Genomic DNA, 22,368 nt, shown 5'->3' with positions numbered 1-22,368 from the left:
AGTTATGGTTTATTTATATACCACTTGCATTTGGAGAATTTGTCTTTTCGAATATCATAGGTTATTTAAAAAAATAAAGATTTTGTATTTGAAAAACAATTAACCTAATTTAATTGTTTTTTTATTTTTCTCTAATAAACCAAACAAAAATAAAGATTTTGAACAAGATGAAGTTTATGAAGGAAATAACGTTGATTAGGTGCTGAAAACGGGAATTATTCAAGCATGGTAATTCACCGTTTTTATAGCTTCCTATAGTGAGATGTTATGTTCACATCATATGTATACGATATTTGTAACTTAATATAGCATTACTGGAACTTCAAAATTAGTAGTTAAGGTTGTTACCTTATAGAGTGTTATATATAACTTAGCTAAAAAAGCACAAATCATATAATTTGAGCTGTTCATTATCTGTTTTTTGGTAAAAAATTATAGTTTTTGTCACATTAATACTGTACGATACATAGTATAAAACACATACTGTATGACATATAGTAATGGAAATGAGGTGAGTGAATGGATACTTTATTAAATTCGTTAATTACTGAGTTAAGAAGAGGGACATTAACGTTAGCTGTTTTAAGTCAATTAAGAACGCCGCAGTACGGATATTCACTTGTCCAGTTATTAGAGCAATCAGGGGTTACAATTGATCAAAGTACTTTATATCCACTACTTCGCCGATTAGAAAAGCAGGAATTAGTGACGAGTAGTTGGGATAAAACGGAGAGTAGACCTCGTAAGTATTATGTTTTAAGTGATTATGGATTAGAAATATTTTTGCAGTTGAAAAAAGAATGGATAAAGGATTCGAAAGAACTTTATAACTTATTAAAGGAGGAGGAAGAGAATGAATTTAATTGATCTCTATATCCAAGAGGTTGCGAAGAGATTACCTGAAAAAAATCGTGAAGATATTACACTTGAACTAAGGTCAACTATAGATGATATGTTACCTGAAGATTATAATGAGAAAGATGTAAAGAGCGTTCTCGAAAAATTGGGGAGTCCGGTTTCATTGGCTAATGGTTATTTGGATAGACCGATGCATTTAATTGGACCACGTTATTTTGATGTATATACAACGTTGTTAAAAATGATTATACCAATCGCAGCTGTCATTGCACTCATATCAATGGTTGCAGAAAATTTTATAGGCTATAGTGGTGATCAAGCGGTATTAAATGTTATTTTACAATTGATAGGTAAAGGCATTGGGGAAATTTTTGAAGTGAGCCTCCATGTATTTTTCTGGTTGACAGTTGTGTTTGTTATTTTAGAAAGAACAGATAAAGACAAAGGTATCGAGCCGTTGACGACAAGTTTAAAAAAATGGACACCAGATGATTTGAAAAACATCTCGTATATCCCAAAGAAAAAAGCAATCTCGAAGTTTGAAGTTTTTGGAGGTTTAATGTGGACAGCAGTTTGGGCTACACTTTACTTTTATGCGAATTATCTTGTTGGCGTATATAACGGTACGGCAAATGGACTGAAGTTTGTCTCGCCAACTTTTAATCAAGATGTTTTATTGCAGTACTGGCCAATCGTTGTAATTATGATCGTTTTTGAAATATGTATATCCCTTTATAAATTAGTGCAGGGACAATGGACGCAAAGATTGGCGATTGGGAATGCTATTCTTCAAATAGCTGGGACGATAGTATTCATTGTAATTGTAGTAAATCCACATGTATTTAACGCAGGGTTTATTACGTATTTGGCAAATGCATTTACTATTTCCTCAGAGGAGTTTAAAACGTGGCTCATTGGGGGAGGAATTTTCTTCTACATGTTATCTGCTGCAATAAATATATTTGATGGTTTCCGAAAAGCTAGTATTCGTATGTAGATAAAAATCGGAAATTTCGATAAAATAAAACTATTAAAAAGATAGTAAAATAAGGTGAACATGATGAAAGGAAGAAAATAATGATAAGGGAAGCAACGAAAAAAGATTTAGCATACATTTTAGATATTTATAACGATGCGATACTTTATACAACAGCTGTATATGCGTATAAACCTGTAACCCTTGAAAATAGAATAGATTGGTATGAACAAAAAAAGGCTGAAGAGTATCCAATTATCGTATATGAATTAGATAATAAAGTAGTAGGATTTGCGACATTCGGCCCATTTAGAGCGTGGCCTGCTTATAAATATTCAGTTGAACATTCTGTGTATGTAGATAAGGCATATAGAAAAAATGGCATTGGGTCTTCATTAATGAAAGAATTAATCAAAATTGCAAAGGAAAGAGAGTATATGACCTTAATTGCTGGAATTGATGCAGAGAATGAGAAAAGTATTGCCTTGCATCAAAACTATGGATTTGTTCATGCAGGAACAATAAAAAAAGCTGGTTATAAGTTTAATAAATGGCTAGATTTAGCTTTTTATCAACTGGAACTTAACGGTCCTGAAAATCCTATAGAAGAATAAATATTTTTCGGTAGCAAGAAAAAATTCATGCTACCTTTTTCTTATTTTAATAGCTAATGAAAAGGTTTTTTACATTCAATGTTGAAATATTAGAAGTTAATATAACGATATAAAAAGAGGGATAGAAATGGAAACTGTTATAAATAAAATAAAAGAGGTACAATCTAATTATGTGGGAATGGCAATTTATTCTACAAAAAATAATCGTATAGTTGCTTCGTATAATAGTGAATTAAATATTCCGTTAGCATCAGCAGCAAAATTAGTCATTGGATTTGTAGTAACGCAAATGGTGAAGGAAAATAAACATAATTGGAATGATATACTTCATTACATTAAATTTAATCCACATGAAGATAGTGCGCAGTTATATCCGCATTTACAAGGAAGAACTTCTTTAACACTTAGTCAAGCGGTAGAGGTAATGATTGCTTGTCATGATAGTTACGTTGCACAGTCAGTTGTAATGCACTGTGGTGGATGGGATGCTGTGAAAATGTACGCACAAACGTACTTTTCAAAAATTCATATACAAGAGAATGCTAGAGATGAGAAAAATGTTGGAGAATTAAGTGAAGTTCTTGCCCTTTTCATACAAACCTTTCAAGGTTATAAATCAGAACCAGAATTATGGGAACCAATTATTAGCGGCATGGTAAGACAGCAAGGAGAGTATGAAGAAATTCCATATTATCATATAACTCATATGACAGGTGGATTACTCACAGCTACAATAAATATTGGTATAATAGGAATGTTTAACGAATTTCCACTTCTTTATGTGATTGGGGGAAAAGATTTACCGAATCGCCGTGAAAATAAAGAGGTAGATGAAGCTTTTGCAGTAGTTTTAAAGTACATATACAAAGAATATAGTGAAAGCATGCTAGGAGTGAGCGATTGAAAAGAAACTTAAAGACTTTAACAATCATTATTTTAATTTTAACGATTATTGCTCTTGAAGTTGGAATCGCCCTATATGATCACAATTTGTCATTAGATACAATTTACTTTGCAGCGATCCTTATTTGTATTGTATTGCTTTTTGGCACACGTGTTTCTGAAGAGAAAGAAAGTACATCGAAACGAGAGCGAAGAAAAATAGCTGTTATATTTTGGCCATCTATTTTATTGTCTATCGCTTGTTTTGCAGTTATAAATTACATAAGGGTAGGCTATGTCTCTGTACCAGGGATAATTGGCTTTTCATGCTTTGTTACATATGGTGGATTCGTTTTGATTAGTATTTTAAAGGGGAAAAATAAAATGTAGCTTACTAAGTTGAAAGGAAGCAATGTATATGAAACATATAGAGAACGGTACACGTATTGAAGGAGAATACATTAAAAATAAAGTCATTCAATATAATATGTCCATCTTAACAGATGAAGTAAAACAGCCGATGGAAAAAGTAAGCCTCGTAGTAAAAAATGAAGAAGGAAAAATATTTGGTGGTGTAACAGGTACGATGTATTTTTATCATCTTCATATCGACTTTTTATGGGTTGATAAATCAGTTCGTCATGACGGTTATGGTAGTCAACTGTTACATAAAATTGAAGAAATTGCGAAGGAAAAAGGGTGCAGATTAATATTGCTAGATTCATTTAGTTTTCAAGCGCCAGAATTTTATAAAAAGCACGGTTACCGAGAGTATGGTATCGTTGAAGATCATCCAAAAGGTCATAGTCAGCACTTTTTTGAAAAGAGATTATAATAATATTATGTATACTGATTGATGGGAGAAAGCATATGTACACGTATAAATTGCAACAAGAACAACCAATCTGTGCAGAAAAAATTAAGAAGCTTTATGATTCTGTCGGTTGGTGGCCAGAAAGAAAAGAAGTCGATATTGAAAAAATGTTAAAGAATAGTATAGCCATTGGAGTATGGGAAGAAAATGAATTAGTTGGATTTGCTAGAGTCGTTTCTGATGGTGTTTTTCGAGCATACATTGAAGATGTTGTCGTACATGAGAATGTAAGAAATAAAGGTATTGGAGAGAAAATGCTTACAATGTTACTTCGAGAAATATCTCATATTGATATTGTTAGTCTATTTTGCGGAGAGAAGCTAATAAAGTTTTACGGTGAGCAGCAATTTCAAGCAACGAAGCAAATTGTGATGCATCGTAATCAAACAGGGAAAGAATAAGAGGTGCCAATTAAAATGAATGCAACAAGAGCGTACTGTTTATCAAAAAGAAAAGCGACAGAAGATTCTCCAGATGGCTGGAGTGCAACATGTATGAGGCTTAATAATAAAATATTTGCGATAGTAAATCATGAAGAAGGTGAAAAGGCTGCGATTACATTGAAGTGTGATCCAGAAGTCGCATTAAGAATAAGAGAAGATTATCCAGAAACAATTATTCCAGGGTATCATATGAATAAAAAACATTGGAATACCGTTTATATTCATAAGGGTATAGAGCAGGAGCAAATTAATAAAATGATTGATTGGTCGTATGATTTAGTACTACAATCATTTTCAAAGAAAAAGCAGCAGGAGTTAATGGGTTAATATGTATTAGGAGTGTGTGTAATGAAAGATTCGATTAAAGATACGTATGATAAATTAGCGAGTACATATAAAGAAAATCTAGATTTCGCAAATCCATATAACAGTTATTATGAAAGACCGGCGATGATGGAGCTTATTCCAAAGGAACTAGAAGGAAAAAAGATATTAGATGCTGGATGTGCAGCTGGATGGTATACTTCTCAATTCATAGGAAGAGGAGCAAATGTTACAGCAATTGATGTAAGTCCTGAAATGGTAAAAGCAGCAAAAGAAAATATAGGAGAAGAAGCGACGTTCCTTTGTCATGATCTGCAAGAAACATTGCCATTTGAAGATAATACGTATGATGTGATTGTAAGTTCATTAACTCTTCATTATATAGAAAATTGGAATCAAGTATTTCAAGAATTTCGTCGTGTATTGAAGCCAGGTGGAGAACTTATTTATTCTATTCATCATCCTTTTATGGATTTCACAAAGTTTCCATGTGAAAATTATTTTGAAAAACAGTTATTAATAGATACTTGGGTTAAACCGAATATTACTATTGAAGTCAAGTTTTTTAGAAGATCATTACAAGACATACTAAATGAATCTACAAATTATTTTGTATTAGAAGAGATAGTGGAACCGAAGGCAATTGAAAAAATGAAAGAAGTAAGCGAAAAATCATATCATTATTTAAATATGAATCCACATTTTCTTATCATAAAAGCAATCAATAAATAGCTAGTAAAATAACTTTGTTTTACTAGCTATTTACAGTTTTACATTACATATTAGGAGACTTTAAAATGAATATGAAACGAAATAGAGTAGTATATGCACTATTTACTATAGTTGTTATTATTTTAGGTCTTAGCTCAAGAAAGTTTGCTTTTGCACTACCACATCTATTAAATGATTATTTAGGTGATGCATTATGGGCATTAATGATTTTCACTGGCTTTGGATTTTTGTTTCCTAAAACAGAGACGAAGAAGTTGGCTTTTATTAGTTTAATGTTTTGCTACGGGATTGAAGCGAGCCAATTGTATCATGCGGAATGGATAGATAGCATTCGTGCAACGACTTTGGGGGGACTCGTGTTGGGATACGGTTTTTTGTGGAGTGATGTAGTGGCTTATACAATTGGTGTTGGAGTGGGAATACTGTGTGAGGTTATTTTTCGGAAGAAATAAGAATTGTAAAAGGGGTATTTGTAAATGGAACAAGCACTGGAAATTGCAAAGCTTTGGTTTCGAAATGAACATGTCACAGCTACTGTAATGCAACCAAAAGTAGCGAAGGTTTTATGCAAGAATAAAGAGTACATTTTAAAGAGAACGGGATCGATAAAGCAACTTCTAGTTGAATTCGATGTTTTGAAGCAACTGTATGAAAAGGGAATTAAAGTACAGAGAGTAGTAAAGACAGAAAATGATGAACAATATGTATTATATAAAGAAAAATATTATTGCTTATATGAGTATGTTGCCGGAAGTGTTTTAGAAATAAAAGATACGAATAAGCTGGAAAGGCTAGCAAGTACAATTGGAGAAGAAATAGCTAATCTGCACAAAGCATTACATGCGGTGAATAGTGACCATGAGTTAATAAAAAGAGATTTATATAAGATGGTATTTGAATGGGCTATACCGATTTTAGAAAAGAATGAGTATGTTCATCGAGAGGTAATTCAAAAGATGGAGCGAATGCACGCAGCTTTCAAGGAAACGGTCCATTCATTACCGAGACAAATTATTCATCGTGATATGCATCTATCAAATGTAATCTTTAAAGATGATAAACTGGAAGGGTTTATAGATTTTGAGATTTTAGAAAATAATGTAAAATATTCGATCTATGTTATTGCTGTACAAGTGTATTAAGCGAGCTATTTAGTAATGAAAGATTAAGAGGGAAATGGTTACATATCGTTAGCAAAGTCTTTGAAGGTTATTATAAACAAAATGATTTAACGAAAGAAGAACTAAAAGCTATTTGGTATGTTATGCTTTCAATTCAAATTATCTTTATTGCTTATTTTGTCCAGTTACCAGATTTATTAAAGTTAAATGAAGAAATGTTCTTCTGGATTTTTGCTAATAAGGAAGCTATTGAAGAAGTTATAGAATGTATCGTAAAGGTATGAAAAAAATAATATTAATTGGTTCTGGTGGTTCAGGAAAATCTACATTAGCAAGGCAGTTAGGAAATAAATTAAATATTAAGGTGCATCATCTTGATGCATTATTTTGGAAACCGAATTGGGAAGGTGTTCCGAGAGAAGAACAAATAGCAGTTCAAAATAACTTAATTAAAGATGAGAAGTGGATTATTGATGGGAATTATGGCGGGACGATGGATATCAGACTGAATGCAGCTGATACAATTATCTTCCTTGATATTCATAGAACAATTTGTATTTATCGTGCGTTTAAAAGAATTGTAAAATACCGGAATAAAACAAGACCAGATATGGGCGCGGGATGTGAAGAAAGATTTGATTTGCAATTTTTTAAATGGATATGGAAATATCTTAATGCTAAACGACCTACAATTTTAAAAGGGTTAGAGCAATTGTCCGAAGAGAAAAAGGTTATTGTTTTAAAATCTCCAAATGAGGTTCGGAAATTTTTAGAGCACATATAATAATACAATGTGACACAACAATTCTTTTTGGATCTTACCGATTAGTTTAATTAAACTAATCGTTTTTTATTATGAAAAATTTAACGCTTTTTGAAAATTGTATTTTGTAATGAGTATATGACTATAAATTCATATAAAATGAACGTTTGGAGGAATAGAAAATGACTAATGATTTAATTCAAACAATCGATTCATTAATGGTAAATATTCCAGCTGGAGAGGTAGTATTAAGAGATGATCGAATAAAAAAAGAATGGCTAGTGCAAATTCAACCATTTCTTCTTGCGAAGTATGCTGTAACAATGGAACTATATGATGCTATTACAAATAGTCCATTAAATAATTTTGATAAAAATCATAAACCAGTTGTCAATATTTCATGGAACGATGCCATTGCGTTTTGTAATGTACTTTCAAAAAAAGCGGGATTAAAAGAATATTATTCTATTAGTGATGGTGGTCAAATTGTGAAATGTAATTTAGATTCAAATGGCTACCGATTACCATGTGAGGCAGAGTGGCAATATGCATGTAAAGCAAGTACAACCGGATATACATACGGGAAACTTCATGATATAGCGTGGTATAATGAAAATTCAAATGGAGAGATTCATGACGTTGGCCAAAAAGAACCGAATGCATGGGGACTTTATGATATGCTAGGGAACGTTTGGGAATGGTGTTATGATTTGTATGATGAAACAGTGTACGGATCATATCGCATTTTTCGTGGTGGTAGTTGGGCTGAAACAGCGAGAGGGTGCGGCGCTACTTGTCGTCGTCGAAGCCATCCTACATTTCATATAGATGATCTCGGTTTTAGACTCGCTAGGTCAATTTAGTAGGAACATGCTACGAACAACTAAGAAAAGAGTATGGAGAAAATCCGTACTCTTGCCAACATAGAAACGATTTAACGTAAGGAGTGTTTATTATGGCGCGTGTTTTATTTATTAACGCTGGATCAGAAGGACATATAAATCCAACTTTACAAGTTGTAGAAGAATTGATTTCTCGTGGTGAAGAGGTCGTTTATTTTTCAATAGAAGCTTTCAGGGATCGGATTGAGAAGACAGGTGCTACTGTACGAACGATTGATGATCAAAAATTTATAAAAGCGTTTCTATCTGGAGGCAGAAATTATTTACAGGAAAGAATAAACGGCCTTCTACATACAGCGGATATTGTAATATCTAGCGTTCTAGAACAAATTGAAGGTGAACATTTTGATTACATGATTCATGATTCTATGTTTGGTTGTGGCCATTTAATTGCTCAAATTCTTAAACTTCCAGCCATAAATTCATGCACATCTTTTGCGCAGGATGAAAAATCCTTTGAGCAAATGTTAGGTCATCTGTCAAAAAATATCCCAGTAGAAATTCATGATAAAATACAGAATGATTTTCAAAACTTAACGAAGGGAATTGCTGAAAAATATGGTGTTGAAATAAAATCATCGTATGAAGTTTTCTGTAATCCTGCACCTCTTACTATTGTGTATACAATTAAGGAGTTTCAGCCTTTTGGTGATACGTTTGATGAAACATATAAATTTGTAGGACCATCTATCTCTGCACAAATGAAAAACAGAGACGTTGATTTTACTTCAATTGAAGAAAAAAGTCCGATTTATATTTCATTAGGTACTGTTTTTAATGAAGCGATTGACTTTTATAAACTGTGTATGAAGGCCTTTGAGAATAGTGAGCATACAATTGTTATGTCTATTGGTAATAAAACAAAAATAAGTGATCTAGGCGAAATCCCTAAAAACTTCATTGTGAAAAACTATGTGCCTCAAACCGAACTGCTTACTTATACGAAACTATTTATTACACACGGCGGGATGAACAGTACGCATGAAGGATTATATAACGGGGTTCCGCTCGTTGTAATACCGCAAAGTGCAGATCAGCCAGCAATTGCAAAGCAAGTGGAGAGTCTTGGAGCAGGAGTTCAATTACATATGAATGAATTAACCGTGGAGAAATTGCGTGAAAGTGTGGAGTTAATTTTAAATAACCCTTCATATAAAGAGGCTGCTTTGAATTTGAAGGAATCATTCCGAACATCGGGTGGATATAAAGAAGCTGTTGATGAAATCTTTACATTTGTAGGTCAGTAATAAATATAAAGTTATACATGAAAAAAGTGTCTATATTAAATGATATAGACACTTTTCTGTTGTAAGAAGAGAAGAATTGTTTAAATGGAAAAAATGAAAATACTAAATGTGAATTTTGAGAACTAAGTCTACAATTTCTGCTGCACACTTTTATTTTATCCCGTATTAACCGACCGTAAAACCCCAACTAATTAAAGTTTTACTTTATGATTTCAGGATGTGGTTTTATATGTTAGTAATAATTTCACTGTTTCTGCACAACTTCTGCACATGCTTAGGCGAGTTCTATGTCATGATATATTCATAAAGTGAAATATTTCACAAGGAAAAAATATATTTTCACTGCGGTGTATGCATAATTAACACATACATCGGTACAAGTTTGTCTCTTGTTATTCTTTTACATCAAAGCCCACATTCCACTACAAAGTATAACAAGAAGGGGACATGAACATGAATAATCGATTTTTAAAACAACTACAAAATATGAAAATGAACAAAAAAAGTTTAGGAGTTGTAGCATTAACAGCTGGAATTATTAGTACGACACTTATTCCTCAAAATGCTTATGCGCACGGTTTTGTTGAAAAGCCCGGTAGCCGATCCGCTTTATGTAGTCCAACTTATGGTGCGCTAAATGTAAACTGTGGAAGTGTTATGTATGAACCACAAAGTTTAGAAGCTCCAAAAGGGTTCCCACAAGGTGGTCCAGTAGATGGACAAATTGCTTCAGCAGGCGGAAAATTTGGTGGTATTTTAGATCAACAAACAGAAAATCGTTGGTTTAAAAATACAATCACTGGTGGGGAAAATACATTTACTTGGAAGTATACTGCGCCTCACTTAACGAGTAAGTGGCATTACTATATTACTAAAAAAGGATGGAATCCAAATAAAGCGCTAACAAGAGCAGATTTCGAACCAATTGGAACTGTACAACATGATGGTTCTGCAGCTTCAAATAATTTAACTCATAAAATCAATGTACCTACTGATCGTAGTGGATATCATGTGATTTTAGCAGTATGGGATGTAGCTGATACAGCAAATGCATTCTATAATGTAATTGATGTTAATCTTATTAATGATGTGAAACCAGACATAGAAGCACCAAGTATTCCAAATGGACTTCAGACGCAAAAAGTAACAGCGAATAGTGTAGAACTAACATGGAACGCTTCTACGGATAATGTAGGGGTAAAAGGATATCAAATCTTCCGTAACGGAGAGATGATTGATACAGTACCAGGGACTCATTTTATTGATAAGAAGTTACAACCAAGTACAGAATACTCTTATACTGTAAAAGCAATTGACGCAGCTGGCAATGTATCGACAGAAAGTACAGCGCTTACAGTAAAAACGACAGTTGAGACTCCTGATACAGAAGCACCAACACAACCAAAAGGATTACATAGTATGGGAACGACAGCGTCAAGTGTGGATTTAATGTGGAGTCCATCTGACGATAATATTGGTGTAGACCATTATGATATTTATAGAGAAACAGAAGGATCAATGAAAAAGATTGCAACATCCAATACAACTTCTTATTTGGATAAAAATCTGCTCGCTAATACTACTTATAAATATGTAGTGAAAGCTGTTGATGTAGCTGGAAATGAATCCGTACAGAGTGATATATTCACAATTACTACAAAAACCGAAAGCGCTTCATATGAAGCGTGGGATGCAAAAAAAGCATATAAAAAGGGAGATAGAGTTCTACACGAAGGAAAAGTATATGAAGCAGTCCAGAGTTATCAAGGAAATGGTGATCCAAACTGGATTTATGCATTATCATTATGGAAAACAGTGTAAGCTTTACTTAGGTATGAACTAAGAGATGATGGGCTTTGATGCAAAAGGTAATCTTGAGAATTCACTTTTCTATTAATAAAAAAGGGTAGTGTATGAATACATAAGATTCATATACTACCCTTTTTATTATGATAACATTTTCGTCATAAGTATGTGCGGAATGCCATCTTCCATAAATATATCAGAAGAAGTTTCATAGTCTAATTTTTTATAAAATCCTTCAGCTTGTGTTTGACCGTGTAGTTTCACTTTCGTAACTTGTTCGTTACGAGCAAGTTCTTCTAACGTTTGAATGATGACTTTACCTAATCCGTATGTACGATAATCTTTTAAAATACAAATACGTTCTAATTTTCCGACACCATCAACAAATCGTATACGACCTGTGCCTACAGGAAGTTCATGATAATAAACTAAAATATGTTTACATTGCTCTCCGATTTCATCGAATGTATCGAATTCATCTGCAAGAGGGACACCTTGTTCTTTTACAAATACTTCTTTTCGAATATGAAAGGCAGTTTCTAAATCAGCAAGTTCTGTTATAAGTTTGGATTGCAAAATGTTCAGTCCTTTCTAGTGTAATCAGTTTGCGTTTTCCTAGTATATCATAATAAAGCACTATTAAGAGAAGAAGAACATACTAAAAAGCCAACTTTAAAAAGTTAGCTTTTATTACAATTTCTTTATCCCATTTTTAGTACCAATAATTGCTGTACTCGTCATACTTATAAACAACCCTGTTTCAACTACACCAGTAATCATTTTTAATTGGGTGTGTAAATGGGCAGGATTAGAAATATGATTAGGGAATATACAATCGATAATCAGGTTATTGTTATCGGTTATATAAGTTTCATCATTTTTCAAACGTAACGTTGTTTGACACCCTAAAGACTGAATTTTATTTTCGGTTTGTTTCCATGAAAAAGGGATGATTTCAACAGGTAATGGAAAATTACCTAAATGTGTTACAAATTTCGATTCATCAGCAATGATAATTAGTTCTTTAGAGGAAGAGGCAACGATTTTTTCACGAAGTAATGCACCACCACCGCCTTTTATAAGTTGTAAATTTGAATCAATTTCATCCGCTCCATCAATTGTAAGATCAAGGCTTTGTACGTCGTTTAACGAAATTAGGGGGATATTTAGTTGCTGTGCTAATGCTTCAGTTTCCTTTGATGTTGGTACAGCTTGAAATGATAATCCTTCTTTTACACGTTCACCTAATTTTTGTATTGTCCAATATACAGTAGAACCTGTACCAAGCCCAATTTTCATGCCATCATTTACAAAGTTAGCAGCATATTCGCCAGCGAGCTGTTTTAAATTCATCACTTTACTCCGCCGGGCGTGGCCCAGCATCAAGACCTGAATTTTCAACTGTAAGTACCGGACGAACGACTATATCTTTATGTACACGCATTTGACAAGATAATCGTAAATGATCTTCAATTCCTTTTTCCGTCATTGCATGTTTCTCATTCGCACTCGCTTCACAGAAATCACCTGCTAGTATTTCTACTCTACAAGTTGTACAACGTGCATTCCCGCCGCAACGATGAAGAATGTTGACACCGCTATCTTCAATTGCTAATACTAACTTTGTTCCTTCTTTCACATCAAAAGTTCCCGCACCTTCAATTGTTAATTTTGGCAAATTTGTTCCTCCTCACGTAAAATTGTACATAACATATTTATGACCGCGAATTATTGAACATAAACATTATTTTTTTATATCCCCGTAACTTTTTTTAATGTTGAATCGTTTATTAAGTAAGCGCTGAAAAGGAGTGGTTATTTTGTGCACAAAAGTAACTCATGTTTTAAAGAATCATATCGATATGAATCATTCAAATATAAACTTTTTAATTGAACAATATGGAGAGTTAAAAAGATACTGTACTTTTTTAACGAAAAACAAATGGGATGGGGAAGATCTCGCCCAAGAAACAGTGTGTAAAGTGCTTCGAAAATATAGAAATAAAGATATTTGTATGACACTCGTCTATAAAATAGCAAGAAATCGTTGGTTAGATCAGATGAAGTCTAAGTCTATTCATGAAAAAATAAGAGGACAAATCACTTTTGAAGAACCACATGAGAACATTGCAGATTTGCATGAAATGGTAGGGAAAGTATTGTCTTCATTAAATGTACAGCAATCCGCAATTTTATTATTAAAAGATGTTTTTCAATATAGTATCGCTGATATTGCTAAAGTGTGTTCTGTATCAGAAGGTGCAGTGAAAGCTTCTTTATTTCGGAGTAGAAATAGGCTGAAAACTGTAAGTGAAGAAGGGATTGAGATAGTCGAATTCACAGAGGATATTGAAGTTGTTGTAACATCTATTCGTGAGGAAAGACCAGAATTATTAACGAAGCTTCTTCCGACAATAGATTTTACTAAATTACCATCTAAACAGCCAGTCTTATTATTTAATGTGAAAAACCCTTCTTCCTACAGTTATATGCTTTACGCAGCATAACAAGTATTGGAGGGATTTAAAATGAATGCAATTCCATATGTAGTAGAACAAACAAAATTAGGAGAACGTTCCTATGATATATATTCAAGGTTATTAAAAGACCGCATTATTATTATCGGCTCAGAAATTAATGATCAAGTAGCGAGTAGTGTCGTAGCGCAATTATTATTTTTAGAAGCAGAAGATGCAGAAAAAGATATATTCTTATACATCAATAGCCCTGGCGGTTCAACGACAGCAGGTTTTGCAATATTAGATACGATGAATTTAATTAAACCAGATGTGCAAACGCTATGCATGGGCTTTGCGGCATCATTCGGTGCATTGTTATTATTATCAGGAGCAAAAGGAAAACGGTTTGCTCTCCCTAACAGTGAAATTATGATTCATCAGCCGCTTGGTGGTGCACAAGGGCAAGCAACAGAAATTGAAATAACTGCGAAAAGAATATTAAAGTTAAAGCATGATATTAATAAAATGATTGCAGAAAAAACGGGGCAACCGATTGAAAGAGTAGCACATGATACAGAAAGAGATTATTTTATGACTGCAGAAGAAGCGAAGGCATATGGGATTGTAGATAACGTTGTTACGAAAAAATAAGTTAAAAACAGGCTAGAGGATATGCTAACCCTCTAGCCTATTTTTATTAATCTTTTATCCATTCATCAACTAGCGCTTGATTCTTCTTAATCCATTTTCGCGCCGCTTCTTCGGGATCTTTCGTTTTATTTAACTCGACCATTAATGTACCAAGCTGTTCATCGTTCATCTTCCATTTGTCAAAGTATTTTATGATATCCGGATGGTCTTTTTCGAAACCTTTACGAACAGAGTAATAAATGTCATCTTTTTCACCATATACTTTCTTAGGGTCTTTTAAATATTTTAAGTCAAATTCTGAAAAGCCCCAATGCGGATTCCAAAGCGTAACAGCGATTGGTTTCTTTTTCGTATATGCTTTCTTTAGTTCACTCATCATCGCAGCTTCAGAGGATTGGACAAGTTTTAGTTTTATATCATATTCTTTCATTGCTTTATTCGTTAAATTCATAAGACTACTACCGGGTTCGATACCGACAATTTTATTCTCTAGTTCATCTTTATGAGCATTTAAATCTTCGATACTGTTTATGTTTTTCATATAAGAAGGGACGACTAAACCTAGTCCAGTACCTTCGTACCATTTTGATTTTAAGACAATATCATCTTTATAACGATCGTTTAGCGGTTTATCTGTAACTGGTAGCCATACTTCTAAATTCGCATCAACATCACCACGAGCGACACCAGTCCAAATTGCGGCTTTTTCTAAATACATGAGCTCAACTTTGTAGCCTTTTTCTTCTAATAAAACTTTCCACATGTTTGCGGTTGCAATATTTTCTTTCCAACTTGTTACACCAAGTTTAATTTTTCCTTTCGAATTTGCATTTGTTGCATTACATGAAGTGAAAATCATAGTAATAAATAATGCAAGGCATATAAACCAAATTTTCTTTCGCATCGAAAACCTCCTAAGTAACGTTTGCCTTATAAAATAAATGTATAAGTAAGCATTCTTATTATGAACGGAAACGAGAATTTTAAAGAAATCTTATGAATGTCATTTTTATGTAATATTTCTTTGTAAAATCGCAACACTATGTGAATAGATGGGTAGAAAAGGAGTAGTGACATGGATAATACAAAGGTGCGTGTTGAAAACGTAACAAAAGTATTCGGGAAACATCCGCAAAGGGCCCTTTCCTTATTAAAAGAAGGAAAAAGTAAATCGGAAATTTTAAAAGAGACAGGAATGAACGTTGGGGTGAAAAAAGCAACGTTTGAAGTTTACTCTGGAGAGATTTTCGTTATTATGGGTTTGTCTGGTAGCGGGAAATCTACGCTAGTTCGTATGTTAAATCAATTGATTAAACCAACTGCAGGTCATATATACATAGATGGTGAAGACATCGCAACGATGGGAAAAGAAGAGTTACGGAGAGTAAGAAGAACGAAAATGAGTATGGTATTTCAGAAATTCGCTCTATTTCCGCATCGTACAGTTATACAAAATGTTGCATATGGTTTAGAAATACAAGGAGTTCCGGTTGAAGAGCGAGAGAAAAAAGCGTTAGAATCGCTACAGTTAGTAGGACTCGATCATCATAAAGATAATTACCCAAGTCAACTTAGTGGTGGTATGCAACAGCGCGTTGGAATCGCAAGGGCACTAACGAATAATCCAGATGTATTACTAATGGACGAGTCATTCAGTGCATTAGATCCACTTATTCGAAAAGAAATGCAAGATGAATTGTTAGAGTTACAAGATAAAATGGAAAAAACGATTATATTTATTACGCATGATTTAGATGAAGCGCTTCGAATTGGAGATCGTATCGCATTAATGAAAGATGGAGAAATCGTCCAAATTGGAACACCAGAAGAAATTATGATGAGCCCCGCTAATGAATTTGTAGAAAAGTTTGTTGCGGATGTGAATTTAGGAAAAGTAATTACGGCGGAGTCTATTTTAAAACGACCAGAAACTTTATTAATTGATCGTGGACCTCGTGTAGCCCTTCAAATTATGAGGAATGCAGGTGTTTCAACTGTATATGTTGTAAACAAAAAGTATGAGTTTTTAGGTATATTAACTGCGGATGATGCGAGTAAAGCAGTACAAAAACAGTGGCCGATTGCTGATTTATTACTTAATGATATTCCGCATGTGTATTTGGATACTTTACTGGAAGAGACATATGCAAAAATGGCAGAGATGAAATATCCGTTACCAGTAATCGATGAGAAGAAAAGGCTAAGAGGAATTATTAAACGTGAAAGTGTCATTCAAGCTCTTGCAGGAAACATTGAGGAAGAGGTGAAAGACGATGAATAGTATACCGCGGATTCCATTAGGGGAATGGGTCGACTCATTTGTTGCAAGTTTATATGAGCACTTTGAAGGCTTATTCCGAGGATTCTCTTATATTATTGGCGGATTTGTTGATTTACTCACTAATTTTTTAACAATAATACCCGCCATATTGATGATTATTATCTTATGTTTCCTCATTTGGTACACAACGAGGAAATTATCTTTAGTCATTTTTACGCTTATTGGATTATTATTTATTTTGAATATTAACTACTGGGCACAAACAATGCAAACATTAGCACTCGTACTTACGTCTGTTATTATTTCAATTATTGTCGGAATTCCAATTGGTATATTAGCATCTCAAAATGAACGTTTCTCAAAATTTTTAAAACCAACATTAGATTTTATGCAAACAATGCCTGCATTCGTATACCTTATTCCAGCGATTACATTTTTCGGAGTAGGTGTAGTACCTGGAATTATTGCATCAGTAATCTTTGCAATGCCACCGACAATTCGTTTTACTGACTTAGGAATTAGACAAGTTCCAGAAGATTTAATTGAAGCAGCGAATGCATTTGGATCCACAGCATCACAAAAACTATTTAAAGTACAATTACCACTTGCAACCGGAACGATTATGGCTGGTGTGAACCAAAGCATTATGCTTTCGTTATCGATGGTTGTAACAGCATCACTTGTAGGAGCTCCAGGACTTGGAGTTGATGTATATCGCTCTGTAACACAAGTTAATATCGGAATGGGATTTGAAGCTGGATTAGCTATCGTAGTAATCGCAATTATATTAGATCGAATTACACAAGGGTTCCATACGAAAAGAAAATAATGAATAAAAAACACACTTTTATAATACAAAGTGTGTTTTTTATTGCATCCAGATCACATACGAACGATAACAGAACCTCCAGCTGGCGCACAAACTTGGTTTTTTTGTTGTTCCATTGATTTAATTAATTGATTATTTTCCTCGATTAATGAGATTAATTTAGTTAATTGATTTTCAAGACTTGCAATACGCTGCATCATATATTGTGAATCATGATGCAATGTATTCCTTGCGGGATGAGGGGAATAAACATACTGTTGATTTATATTTGGATTCCAATGAGGATACATTTGAATCGTTCCTCCTTCAATAAATTACGAAGCTTTCTTATAGTAAATGCCTATGTATAATTAATAGTTACTTGAAAATTTTCCAATATAAAAGGAGTATGTACAGAAAATGGAAAATATTATATGTAAAGTTACAGTACATTTTTTGGAAATATTTAAGCGAGATAGTCCTTATATTAATACATTCAAGTAAATGTATGTTATTTAGGGAGAAATGATGGGAGGAGATGTAATTTTGGCTAAAAATAAAAAAAGAAATGATGCTTTGGCAATAGGTGTCGGTATAGGAGTTGTAATTGGTGTATTTCAAGGGCACTTTACAAATAATTTAGTAATCGGAATTGTGATTGGGATTATAATTGGGATTGCGTTTTTGAAGAAATAATGAGATGTAAATTCATTTCAAAAATTGTTGTATCAAAAGAATGAAAATTCGGAATACGAAACCTGTTTTTCCTTTTTTTGTGATATTATATATGAAAAGGAAGGTGATGGATATGTCAACAAACAATCAAATAGAACAAAACTGTTTCATTTGCAAAAAACATATAGGAAATATTATAGTTCCAGGTGGAGCTATTTACGAAGATGAACTCGTTTACGTTGGACATGTCCACTGGGATAGTGAAGAAACATACCTGGGTTATGTAATGATAGATATAAAAAGACATGTACCTGGCCTTGCTGAACTAACAGATGAAGAAGCGAAAGCGTTCGGACTTATAACAAGTAGAGTAAGTAAAGCGCTAAAAGAAAGCGAAGGTGCAGAGCATATTTACACTTTTGTTTCAGGAAATGGTGTACCACATTTGCATATGCACATTATTCCGCGTTATCCGAATACACCAAAAGAGTTTTGGTCACCAACCGAGATAGCGAAATGGACTGGCGCACCATATGGTGACGAAGAGAAAATAAAAAAACTATGTGAAAGAATACGAAAGTATATGGTAAATGAGTATGCATACAACAAATAATACACAATATTCATGGGTTGGAAATATAGAAATGTGTTTAGGAGAAATTTCAGTTAAACAATATGGTGATATTGTACTTGGTAAATATGGCGGGAATAAAAGTGCTGGAGCGAAAAAGAATGAAGATGGTGCATTAGTTTGGTCAAATGGTGAATGGGAATTTGCAGCTATATTAGATGGACATAATAGTGCAGAAAGTGTTGATTTAGTAGTAAATACAATCGAAAAAGAATATGAAAATATAAAAGTAATTTTGAATGAACCAATTAATACAGTGTTTCAATCTGTTGAAAATCATATACTGACAATTTTTCAGGCATCTTCATTTAAGGAAAAGTGCAAAAAAATTAAAGGTGAAACAGCTTGCTTACTATGTGTAAGGAAAGAAAATTATATATGGTGGCTTTCTATCGGTGATTGTTTAGTGTATGTATTTCATGAAGAGTTACATAAGTTAGGACAATATGCATTAAATCAACGTCATTTTTACGAATGGATTGGAAATGTAAACACATTTGATTTACCTGTTCCTTGCTATTCATCAGGTATTCGTGAATTACGTACTGGAAAGAACCGAATTGTAATGGTGACAGATGGAGTATTAGAATGCGGGGAACGCCGATATGAAATACCTGTAAATTTGTATAATGCTATGAACAGAAATGATAAAACACTTAAAGAAAATATTCACAATGTTTTAGAACACGTGCATCATCAGTTGGGACGTGATAGTGCGACTATAATTAGTTGGGACGTTGAAAATAAAGAGAATGCTACGTATCCGAGTGATCAGCCGGAGAAAATGAAAGTAAGAAAATAAAAGGATAGTTTTTTTGTCAATTAGAAAAATAACTCTATTAATTTTATGAGTACTATCTGCATTCATTTTGAAAAAATAGCAAGAAAAAAGTTATACATCCCGAAGAAAAGGATGGGAAATAGATTGTTGTTGTACAATACATAAAACATGTCTTGATAAAACTACTACTAAAGAAGTAAGCATAAAGAAAATGAAGATATTATCGAAACATTAAAAAATTATATAGTCCACTTTGTTACGAAAACATAATTAATTTAATAGGAGGGAATGCAATGGGCAACTCTATTATTTGGATTATAGTTATTAGTATGATAATTGGAGGATATTTTTTAGAAAAGTTTTTAAGGAAAAAATTAAATATGCCAAAGGGGAATGTTTGGATATATAAACATATAAATGGTTTACATGTAAAATTAGAAATAGGTCTTTTTATCATATATCTTATAGTAAGTTTTATTTATCTGTTCAAAGTAGAAAATGCTAATATAGGAATTGCTGTACTTACTTATTTTGGAGCAATTTCCTTATTACGCGTATGGATGGAATGGAAGTATAACAGAGAAACAAAGGAATATATTCTTTCTATAATTGGATTCTTTGCATTTGTTTTTATGGTTTCAATGTTACTTTATTTTGATCCTCTTTCTACATATTAATATCGTTTTGTTTTTTTATGATGAATATTTAAAAAGAGTAGCTACCATTATTTATCTTGATAGTTACTCTTTTTATTTACAACTTCCTAAAACTCCTCAAAACAAGATATTCCCACAATCTCCAAGGAAGAATCTTCTTCGCAAAGATCATAAATTTCACACCTTTACCGATTGGATATCGTAAATTTGTACGCTTAGATTCAGCAATTTCTACAATTTTATTAGCAACATCTATCGGATTACCAAATGTATCACTGCCGCTATTAATATGTTTTTGTATTTTATCCATATACTCTTTGTAAGGAGATGTTGTATCAGATTGGTTTTCAGCGAGTTGTTTCCCAACCTCCCATATGTTTGTGTTATAAGAACCTGGTTCAATTAAAGCAACATCTATTCCGAAAGGTTTTACTTCTAAGCGAAGTGATTCACTCCAGCCTTCTAATGCATATTTTGAAGATACATAAGGAGATAAACCAGGGAATCCAACTTGGCCGCTAATGCTGCTAATATTAATGATTTTTCCACTTCTTTGTTTTCTCATATACGGTAAGACAAGCTGGGTAATTGATATAGCCCCAAATAGGTTCGTTTCAAATTGTTTGCGGTATTCCTCTACTGGAATTTCTTCTACAAAGCCCCCATTTGCATATCCTGCGTTATTAACAAGAAGGTCTACTTTTTGTATTTCTTTTAAAAATAATTGGAAGTTATGTATAGAATTTTGATCGGTTACATCTAATTGTTGAACTTTTATATTTTGCTGTAAGTTGAGTTCAGTAACTTGAGATAGTAAGGTTCCTTGTTTTTCTAGGTTTCGCATTGTAGCAATGACTAAATAGTCTTTTTTCGCAAGTTCAAGCGTTGCTAATAGGCCGAATCCACTTGAAGCCCCAGTAATAATTGCAATTTTTTTATTCATTGTCGGCTCGCTTTCTTTTTCTTTTATCATAACGAGATATAAAGGTAAAAGCTATTTATTGTATAAAGATATTTGTTATAATTGAAAATAATTATCAATTGATTGTAATTTGTATATAAAAGGAGTGTGGATTTCATGAAGACTAACAGTTTTCATGATATTTTTAGTAAATATTTTCATGGGTTACAAGTTGTAGAAGAAAGATATATGTATGTGCCAAAAACAATAGGTATGGGTGAAGTGCGAAGGTGGAGCTCGTTTTCTGGAATGGAAATAGTGCTATCAAATTACCAGTTTCATAAAAACCATCGCATTCAATTTGCATCGGATGCAGCAATGGTGGAACTTAATTTTTGTTTACAAGGATCCGGGGAAGTACAAGTTGGTTACTCTACAAATAAATTAATGGCTGGGAATAGCTATTTATATTTTATGAATGACTTTGAAGTTCTATTTGAATATGAAAAAGAAACTCCACTATATTCATTAGCAATTGGAATTCCTGTACAGTTGTTTAATCATTTCATGCTAAATTGTGCTATTGAAAAAAGTCATGATTTTCATACTATAATAGGAAATCAATCTTTTAAAAAGTTTCAAACCCCCATTGATGCCCTAACATCTAATATTATTAAGAGAATGTTAGAGAATCCCCAAAAGGATCGTATTAATCAACTCGAAATAGAAAGTAAAGCGCTCGAATTGCTTTCTATATACTTTGGGAAAGTATTACTGAATGATCGTGATGCAAATAAAAGGAGCCAATTATCCAAAAAGGATTTAAATAAAATAAAACAAGCTGAAGAAATTTTACTTCAAAGAATGGAGTCACCCCATGCCTATCCACTTAAGAATGGAAACACAATGAACTTTCGTTCATATAACCAAAAAACTCTCGAAATATTTGGTATCTTTAAAAATGGGCATACCAAATAAACCTA

28 protein-coding genes and 2 pseudogenes are annotated in these 22,368 nt (G+C 33.0%); 24 read left to right on the top strand and 6 right to left on the bottom strand.

All coding sequences use genetic code 11. From position 1 onward, the window contains the following. Positions 1-519 precede the first annotated feature (519 nt). The 15 genes and pseudogenes from ACS2CR_RS17800 to ACS2CR_RS17730 all read left to right on the top strand — a co-directional run bounded on the left by ACS2CR_RS17800 (position 520) and on the right by ACS2CR_RS17730 (position 11,557). Entirely contained in the window at positions 520-867 is a 348-nt protein-coding gene (locus ACS2CR_RS17800; RefSeq protein WP_000380301.1) for a PadR family transcriptional regulator, read from the top strand. Then, positions 854-1,855: an HAAS signaling domain-containing protein gene (locus ACS2CR_RS17795; protein WP_001048878.1), complete on the top strand. Its 1,002-nt coding sequence runs from the start codon at positions 854-856 to the stop codon at positions 1,853-1,855. Before ACS2CR_RS17800 ends, ACS2CR_RS17795 begins: the two co-directional genes overlap by 14 nt. Before the next feature lie 80 nt (positions 1,856-1,935). After that, positions 1,936-2,448 (top strand): GNAT family N-acetyltransferase, encoded by a 513-nt coding sequence (locus tag ACS2CR_RS17790; protein WP_000617511.1) that lies wholly within the window; start codon positions 1,936-1,938, stop codon positions 2,446-2,448. A gap of 127 nt (positions 2,449-2,575) precedes the next feature. Continuing rightward, positions 2,576-3,352 carry a serine hydrolase gene (locus ACS2CR_RS17785; RefSeq protein ID WP_000450752.1) on the top strand — a complete coding sequence of 259 codons (777 nt, stop codon included), beginning with the start codon at positions 2,576-2,578 and terminating at the stop codon, positions 3,350-3,352. Next, positions 3,349-3,720: a hypothetical protein gene (locus ACS2CR_RS17780; RefSeq protein WP_000827980.1), complete on the top strand. Its 372-nt coding sequence runs from the start codon at positions 3,349-3,351 to the stop codon at positions 3,718-3,720. The genes ACS2CR_RS17785 and ACS2CR_RS17780 overlap by 4 nt, the downstream gene beginning before the upstream one ends. 28 nt (positions 3,721-3,748) lie before the next feature. Beyond that, positions 3,749-4,165: a GNAT family N-acetyltransferase gene (locus ACS2CR_RS17775; RefSeq protein WP_000680418.1), complete on the top strand. Its 417-nt coding sequence runs from the start codon at positions 3,749-3,751 to the stop codon at positions 4,163-4,165. Between the two features lie 35 nt (positions 4,166-4,200). Beyond that, a complete protein-coding gene (locus ACS2CR_RS17770; RefSeq protein WP_000288971.1) occupies positions 4,201-4,605 on the top strand; it encodes a GNAT family N-acetyltransferase in 405 nt (134 codons plus the stop codon). 15 nt (positions 4,606-4,620) lie between these two features. After that, positions 4,621-4,974: an MmcQ/YjbR family DNA-binding protein gene (locus tag ACS2CR_RS17765; RefSeq protein WP_000994623.1), complete on the top strand. Its 354-nt coding sequence runs from the start codon at positions 4,621-4,623 to the stop codon at positions 4,972-4,974. 21 nt (positions 4,975-4,995) lie between these two features. Then, entirely contained in the window at positions 4,996-5,703 is a 708-nt protein-coding gene (locus ACS2CR_RS17760) for a class I SAM-dependent methyltransferase (protein ID WP_053512412.1), read from the top strand. A gap of 65 nt (positions 5,704-5,768) precedes the next feature. Further along, positions 5,769-6,155 carry a DUF2809 domain-containing protein gene (locus ACS2CR_RS17755; protein WP_001056436.1) on the top strand — a complete coding sequence of 129 codons (387 nt, stop codon included), beginning with the start codon at positions 5,769-5,771 and terminating at the stop codon, positions 6,153-6,155. Positions 6,156-6,179: 24 nt separating this feature from the next. Further along, positions 6,180-7,108: pseudogene (locus tag ACS2CR_RS17750) on the top strand (phosphotransferase enzyme family protein). Further along, positions 7,105-7,608 (top strand): DNA topology modulation protein, encoded by a 504-nt coding sequence (locus tag ACS2CR_RS17745; RefSeq protein ID WP_053512420.1) that lies wholly within the window; start codon positions 7,105-7,107, stop codon positions 7,606-7,608. Before ACS2CR_RS17750 ends, ACS2CR_RS17745 begins: the two are co-directional and overlap by 4 nt. A 161-nt stretch (positions 7,609-7,769) precedes the next feature. Continuing rightward, positions 7,770-8,450 carry a formylglycine-generating enzyme family protein gene (locus tag ACS2CR_RS17740; protein ID WP_000180359.1) on the top strand — a complete coding sequence of 227 codons (681 nt, stop codon included), beginning with the start codon at positions 7,770-7,772 and terminating at the stop codon, positions 8,448-8,450. A gap of 92 nt (positions 8,451-8,542) precedes the next feature. Then, on the top strand, positions 8,543-9,736 hold the full coding sequence (locus ACS2CR_RS17735; RefSeq protein ID WP_000124885.1) for a macrolide family glycosyltransferase: 1,194 nt from the start codon (positions 8,543-8,545) through the stop codon (positions 9,734-9,736). Positions 9,737-10,189: 453 nt separating this feature from the next. Continuing rightward, positions 10,190-11,557, top strand: coding sequence for a lytic polysaccharide monooxygenase (locus ACS2CR_RS17730; RefSeq protein WP_001065165.1), 1,368 nt, complete (start codon positions 10,190-10,192; stop codon positions 11,555-11,557). 126 nt (positions 11,558-11,683) lie between these two features. Here the strand turns inward: ACS2CR_RS17730 and ACS2CR_RS17725 are convergent, their stop codons facing one another. The 3 genes from ACS2CR_RS17725 to ACS2CR_RS17715 all read right to left on the bottom strand — a co-directional run bounded on the left by ACS2CR_RS17725 (position 11,684) and on the right by ACS2CR_RS17715 (position 13,220). Further along, positions 11,684-12,118, bottom strand: a complete 435-nt coding sequence (locus tag ACS2CR_RS17725) for a GNAT family N-acetyltransferase (protein WP_001190864.1) — start codon at positions 12,116-12,118, stop codon at positions 11,684-11,686. Between the two features lie 114 nt (positions 12,119-12,232). Then, entirely contained in the window at positions 12,233-12,895 is a 663-nt protein-coding gene (rpiA, locus tag ACS2CR_RS17720) for a ribose 5-phosphate isomerase A (protein ID WP_001049986.1), read from the bottom strand. A gap of 4 nt (positions 12,896-12,899) precedes the next feature. After that, on the bottom strand, positions 12,900-13,220 hold the full coding sequence (locus ACS2CR_RS17715; RefSeq protein ID WP_001125388.1) for a 2Fe-2S iron-sulfur cluster-binding protein: 321 nt from the start codon (positions 13,218-13,220) through the stop codon (positions 12,900-12,902). Between the two features lie 142 nt (positions 13,221-13,362). Between ACS2CR_RS17715 and ACS2CR_RS17710 the strand changes: the two genes are divergently transcribed. Together ACS2CR_RS17710 and clpP are read left to right on the top strand one after the other, a co-directional pair. Further along, on the top strand, positions 13,363-14,049 hold the full coding sequence (locus ACS2CR_RS17710; RefSeq protein WP_053512410.1) for an RNA polymerase subunit sigma-70: 687 nt from the start codon (positions 13,363-13,365) through the stop codon (positions 14,047-14,049). A gap of 21 nt (positions 14,050-14,070) precedes the next feature. Beyond that, on the top strand, positions 14,071-14,652 hold the full coding sequence (clpP, locus tag ACS2CR_RS17705; protein ID WP_000991611.1) for an ATP-dependent Clp endopeptidase proteolytic subunit ClpP: 582 nt from the start codon (positions 14,071-14,073) through the stop codon (positions 14,650-14,652). A gap of 46 nt (positions 14,653-14,698) precedes the next feature. Here the strand turns inward: clpP and ACS2CR_RS17700 are convergent, their stop codons facing one another. Continuing rightward, on the bottom strand, positions 14,699-15,556 hold the full coding sequence (locus ACS2CR_RS17700) for a glycine betaine ABC transporter substrate-binding protein (protein WP_001227619.1): 858 nt from the start codon (positions 15,554-15,556) through the stop codon (positions 14,699-14,701). A gap of 171 nt (positions 15,557-15,727) precedes the next feature. On the opposite strand from ACS2CR_RS17700, the gene ACS2CR_RS17695 reads away from it, so the two are divergent. Continuing rightward, positions 15,728-16,933: a quaternary amine ABC transporter ATP-binding protein gene (locus ACS2CR_RS17695; protein WP_000370606.1), complete on the top strand. Its 1,206-nt coding sequence runs from the start codon at positions 15,728-15,730 to the stop codon at positions 16,931-16,933. Then, entirely contained in the window at positions 16,926-17,762 is an 837-nt protein-coding gene (locus tag ACS2CR_RS17690) for an ABC transporter permease (RefSeq protein WP_001084760.1), read from the top strand. The genes ACS2CR_RS17695 and ACS2CR_RS17690 overlap by 8 nt, the downstream gene beginning before the upstream one ends. A 53-nt stretch (positions 17,763-17,815) precedes the next feature. On the opposite strand, the gene ACS2CR_RS17685 is transcribed toward ACS2CR_RS17690, so the two are convergent. Then, positions 17,816-18,052, bottom strand: coding sequence for a hypothetical protein (locus tag ACS2CR_RS17685; protein ID WP_000283222.1), 237 nt, complete (start codon positions 18,050-18,052; stop codon positions 17,816-17,818). 217 nt (positions 18,053-18,269) lie between these two features. On the opposite strand from ACS2CR_RS17685, the gene ACS2CR_RS17680 reads away from it, so the two are divergent. The 4 genes from ACS2CR_RS17680 (at position 18,270) to ACS2CR_RS17665 (ending at position 20,505) form a co-directional block, all read left to right on the top strand. Next, complete coding sequence (locus ACS2CR_RS17680) at positions 18,270-18,437, top strand: hypothetical protein (protein WP_000508470.1); 168 nt, start codon at positions 18,270-18,272, stop codon at positions 18,435-18,437. 91 nt (positions 18,438-18,528) lie between these two features. Beyond that, positions 18,529-19,029, top strand: coding sequence for an HIT family protein (locus ACS2CR_RS17675; RefSeq protein ID WP_170924158.1), 501 nt, complete (start codon positions 18,529-18,531; stop codon positions 19,027-19,029). Then, positions 19,013-19,849, top strand: a complete 837-nt coding sequence (locus ACS2CR_RS17670; RefSeq protein ID WP_000557602.1) for a PP2C family serine/threonine-protein phosphatase — start codon at positions 19,013-19,015, stop codon at positions 19,847-19,849. The genes ACS2CR_RS17675 and ACS2CR_RS17670 overlap by 17 nt, the downstream gene beginning before the upstream one ends. 272 nt (positions 19,850-20,121) lie before the next feature. Further along, positions 20,122-20,505 (top strand): DUF4181 domain-containing protein, encoded by a 384-nt coding sequence (locus ACS2CR_RS17665; protein WP_153602583.1) that lies wholly within the window; start codon positions 20,122-20,124, stop codon positions 20,503-20,505. 76 nt (positions 20,506-20,581) lie between these two features. Here the strand turns inward: ACS2CR_RS17665 and ACS2CR_RS17660 are convergent, their stop codons facing one another. Beyond that, positions 20,582-21,427 carry an oxidoreductase gene (locus tag ACS2CR_RS17660; RefSeq protein ID WP_016110126.1) on the bottom strand — a complete coding sequence of 282 codons (846 nt, stop codon included), beginning with the start codon at positions 21,425-21,427 and terminating at the stop codon, positions 20,582-20,584. 135 nt (positions 21,428-21,562) lie between these two features. Here ACS2CR_RS17660 and ACS2CR_RS17655 point away from each other — a divergent pair. Then, positions 21,563-22,268: pseudogene (locus ACS2CR_RS17655) on the top strand (AraC family transcriptional regulator); the annotation flags it as partial. Between the last annotated feature and the right edge of the window lie 100 nt (positions 22,269-22,368).

The sequence above is a fragment of the Bacillus cereus group sp. BceL291 genome (assembly GCF_051776705.1).
Lineage (GTDB): Bacteria > Bacillota > Bacilli > Bacillales > Bacillaceae_G > Bacillus_A > Bacillus_A cereus.
This window is presented reverse-complemented; position numbering and strand designations above follow the sequence as displayed.

Coding starts and splice junctions, on each gene's coding strand:
- ACS2CR_RS17800 (WP_000380301.1), top strand. CDS start 520: ATGGATACTTTATTAAATTCGTTAATTACTGAGTTAAGAAGAGGGACA.
- ACS2CR_RS17795 (WP_001048878.1), top strand. CDS start 854: ATGAATTTAATTGATCTCTATATCCAAGAGGTTGCGAAGAGATTACCT.
- ACS2CR_RS17790 (WP_000617511.1), top strand. CDS start 1,936: ATGATAAGGGAAGCAACGAAAAAAGATTTAGCATACATTTTAGATATT.
- ACS2CR_RS17785 (WP_000450752.1), top strand. CDS start 2,576: ATGGAAACTGTTATAAATAAAATAAAAGAGGTACAATCTAATTATGTG.
- ACS2CR_RS17775 (WP_000680418.1), top strand. CDS start 3,749: ATGAAACATATAGAGAACGGTACACGTATTGAAGGAGAATACATTAAA.
- ACS2CR_RS17770 (WP_000288971.1), top strand. CDS start 4,201: ATGTACACGTATAAATTGCAACAAGAACAACCAATCTGTGCAGAAAAA.
- ACS2CR_RS17765 (WP_000994623.1), top strand. CDS start 4,621: ATGAATGCAACAAGAGCGTACTGTTTATCAAAAAGAAAAGCGACAGAA.
- ACS2CR_RS17760 (WP_053512412.1), top strand. CDS start 4,996: ATGAAAGATTCGATTAAAGATACGTATGATAAATTAGCGAGTACATAT.
- ACS2CR_RS17755 (WP_001056436.1), top strand. CDS start 5,769: ATGAATATGAAACGAAATAGAGTAGTATATGCACTATTTACTATAGTT.
- ACS2CR_RS17745 (WP_053512420.1), top strand. CDS start 7,105: ATGAAAAAAATAATATTAATTGGTTCTGGTGGTTCAGGAAAATCTACA.
- ACS2CR_RS17740 (WP_000180359.1), top strand. CDS start 7,770: ATGACTAATGATTTAATTCAAACAATCGATTCATTAATGGTAAATATT.
- ACS2CR_RS17735 (WP_000124885.1), top strand. CDS start 8,543: ATGGCGCGTGTTTTATTTATTAACGCTGGATCAGAAGGACATATAAAT.
- ACS2CR_RS17730 (WP_001065165.1), top strand. CDS start 10,190: ATGAATAATCGATTTTTAAAACAACTACAAAATATGAAAATGAACAAA.
- rpiA (WP_001049986.1), bottom strand. CDS start 12,895: ATGAATTTAAAACAGCTCGCTGGCGAATATGCTGCTAACTTTGTAAAT.
- clpP (WP_000991611.1), top strand. CDS start 14,071: ATGAATGCAATTCCATATGTAGTAGAACAAACAAAATTAGGAGAACGT.
- ACS2CR_RS17700 (WP_001227619.1), bottom strand. CDS start 15,556: ATGCGAAAGAAAATTTGGTTTATATGCCTTGCATTATTTATTACTATG.
- ACS2CR_RS17695 (WP_000370606.1), top strand. CDS start 15,728: ATGGATAATACAAAGGTGCGTGTTGAAAACGTAACAAAAGTATTCGGG.
- ACS2CR_RS17690 (WP_001084760.1), top strand. CDS start 16,926: ATGAATAGTATACCGCGGATTCCATTAGGGGAATGGGTCGACTCATTT.
- ACS2CR_RS17685 (WP_000283222.1), bottom strand. CDS start 18,052: ATGTATCCTCATTGGAATCCAAATATAAATCAACAGTATGTTTATTCC.
- ACS2CR_RS17680 (WP_000508470.1), top strand. CDS start 18,270: ATGGGAGGAGATGTAATTTTGGCTAAAAATAAAAAAAGAAATGATGCT.
- ACS2CR_RS17675 (WP_170924158.1), top strand. CDS start 18,529: ATGAAAAGGAAGGTGATGGATATGTCAACAAACAATCAAATAGAACAA.
- ACS2CR_RS17670 (WP_000557602.1), top strand. CDS start 19,013: ATGCATACAACAAATAATACACAATATTCATGGGTTGGAAATATAGAA.
- ACS2CR_RS17665 (WP_153602583.1), top strand. CDS start 20,122: ATGGGCAACTCTATTATTTGGATTATAGTTATTAGTATGATAATTGGA.
- ACS2CR_RS17660 (WP_016110126.1), bottom strand. CDS start 21,427: ATGAATAAAAAAATTGCAATTATTACTGGGGCTTCAAGTGGATTCGGC.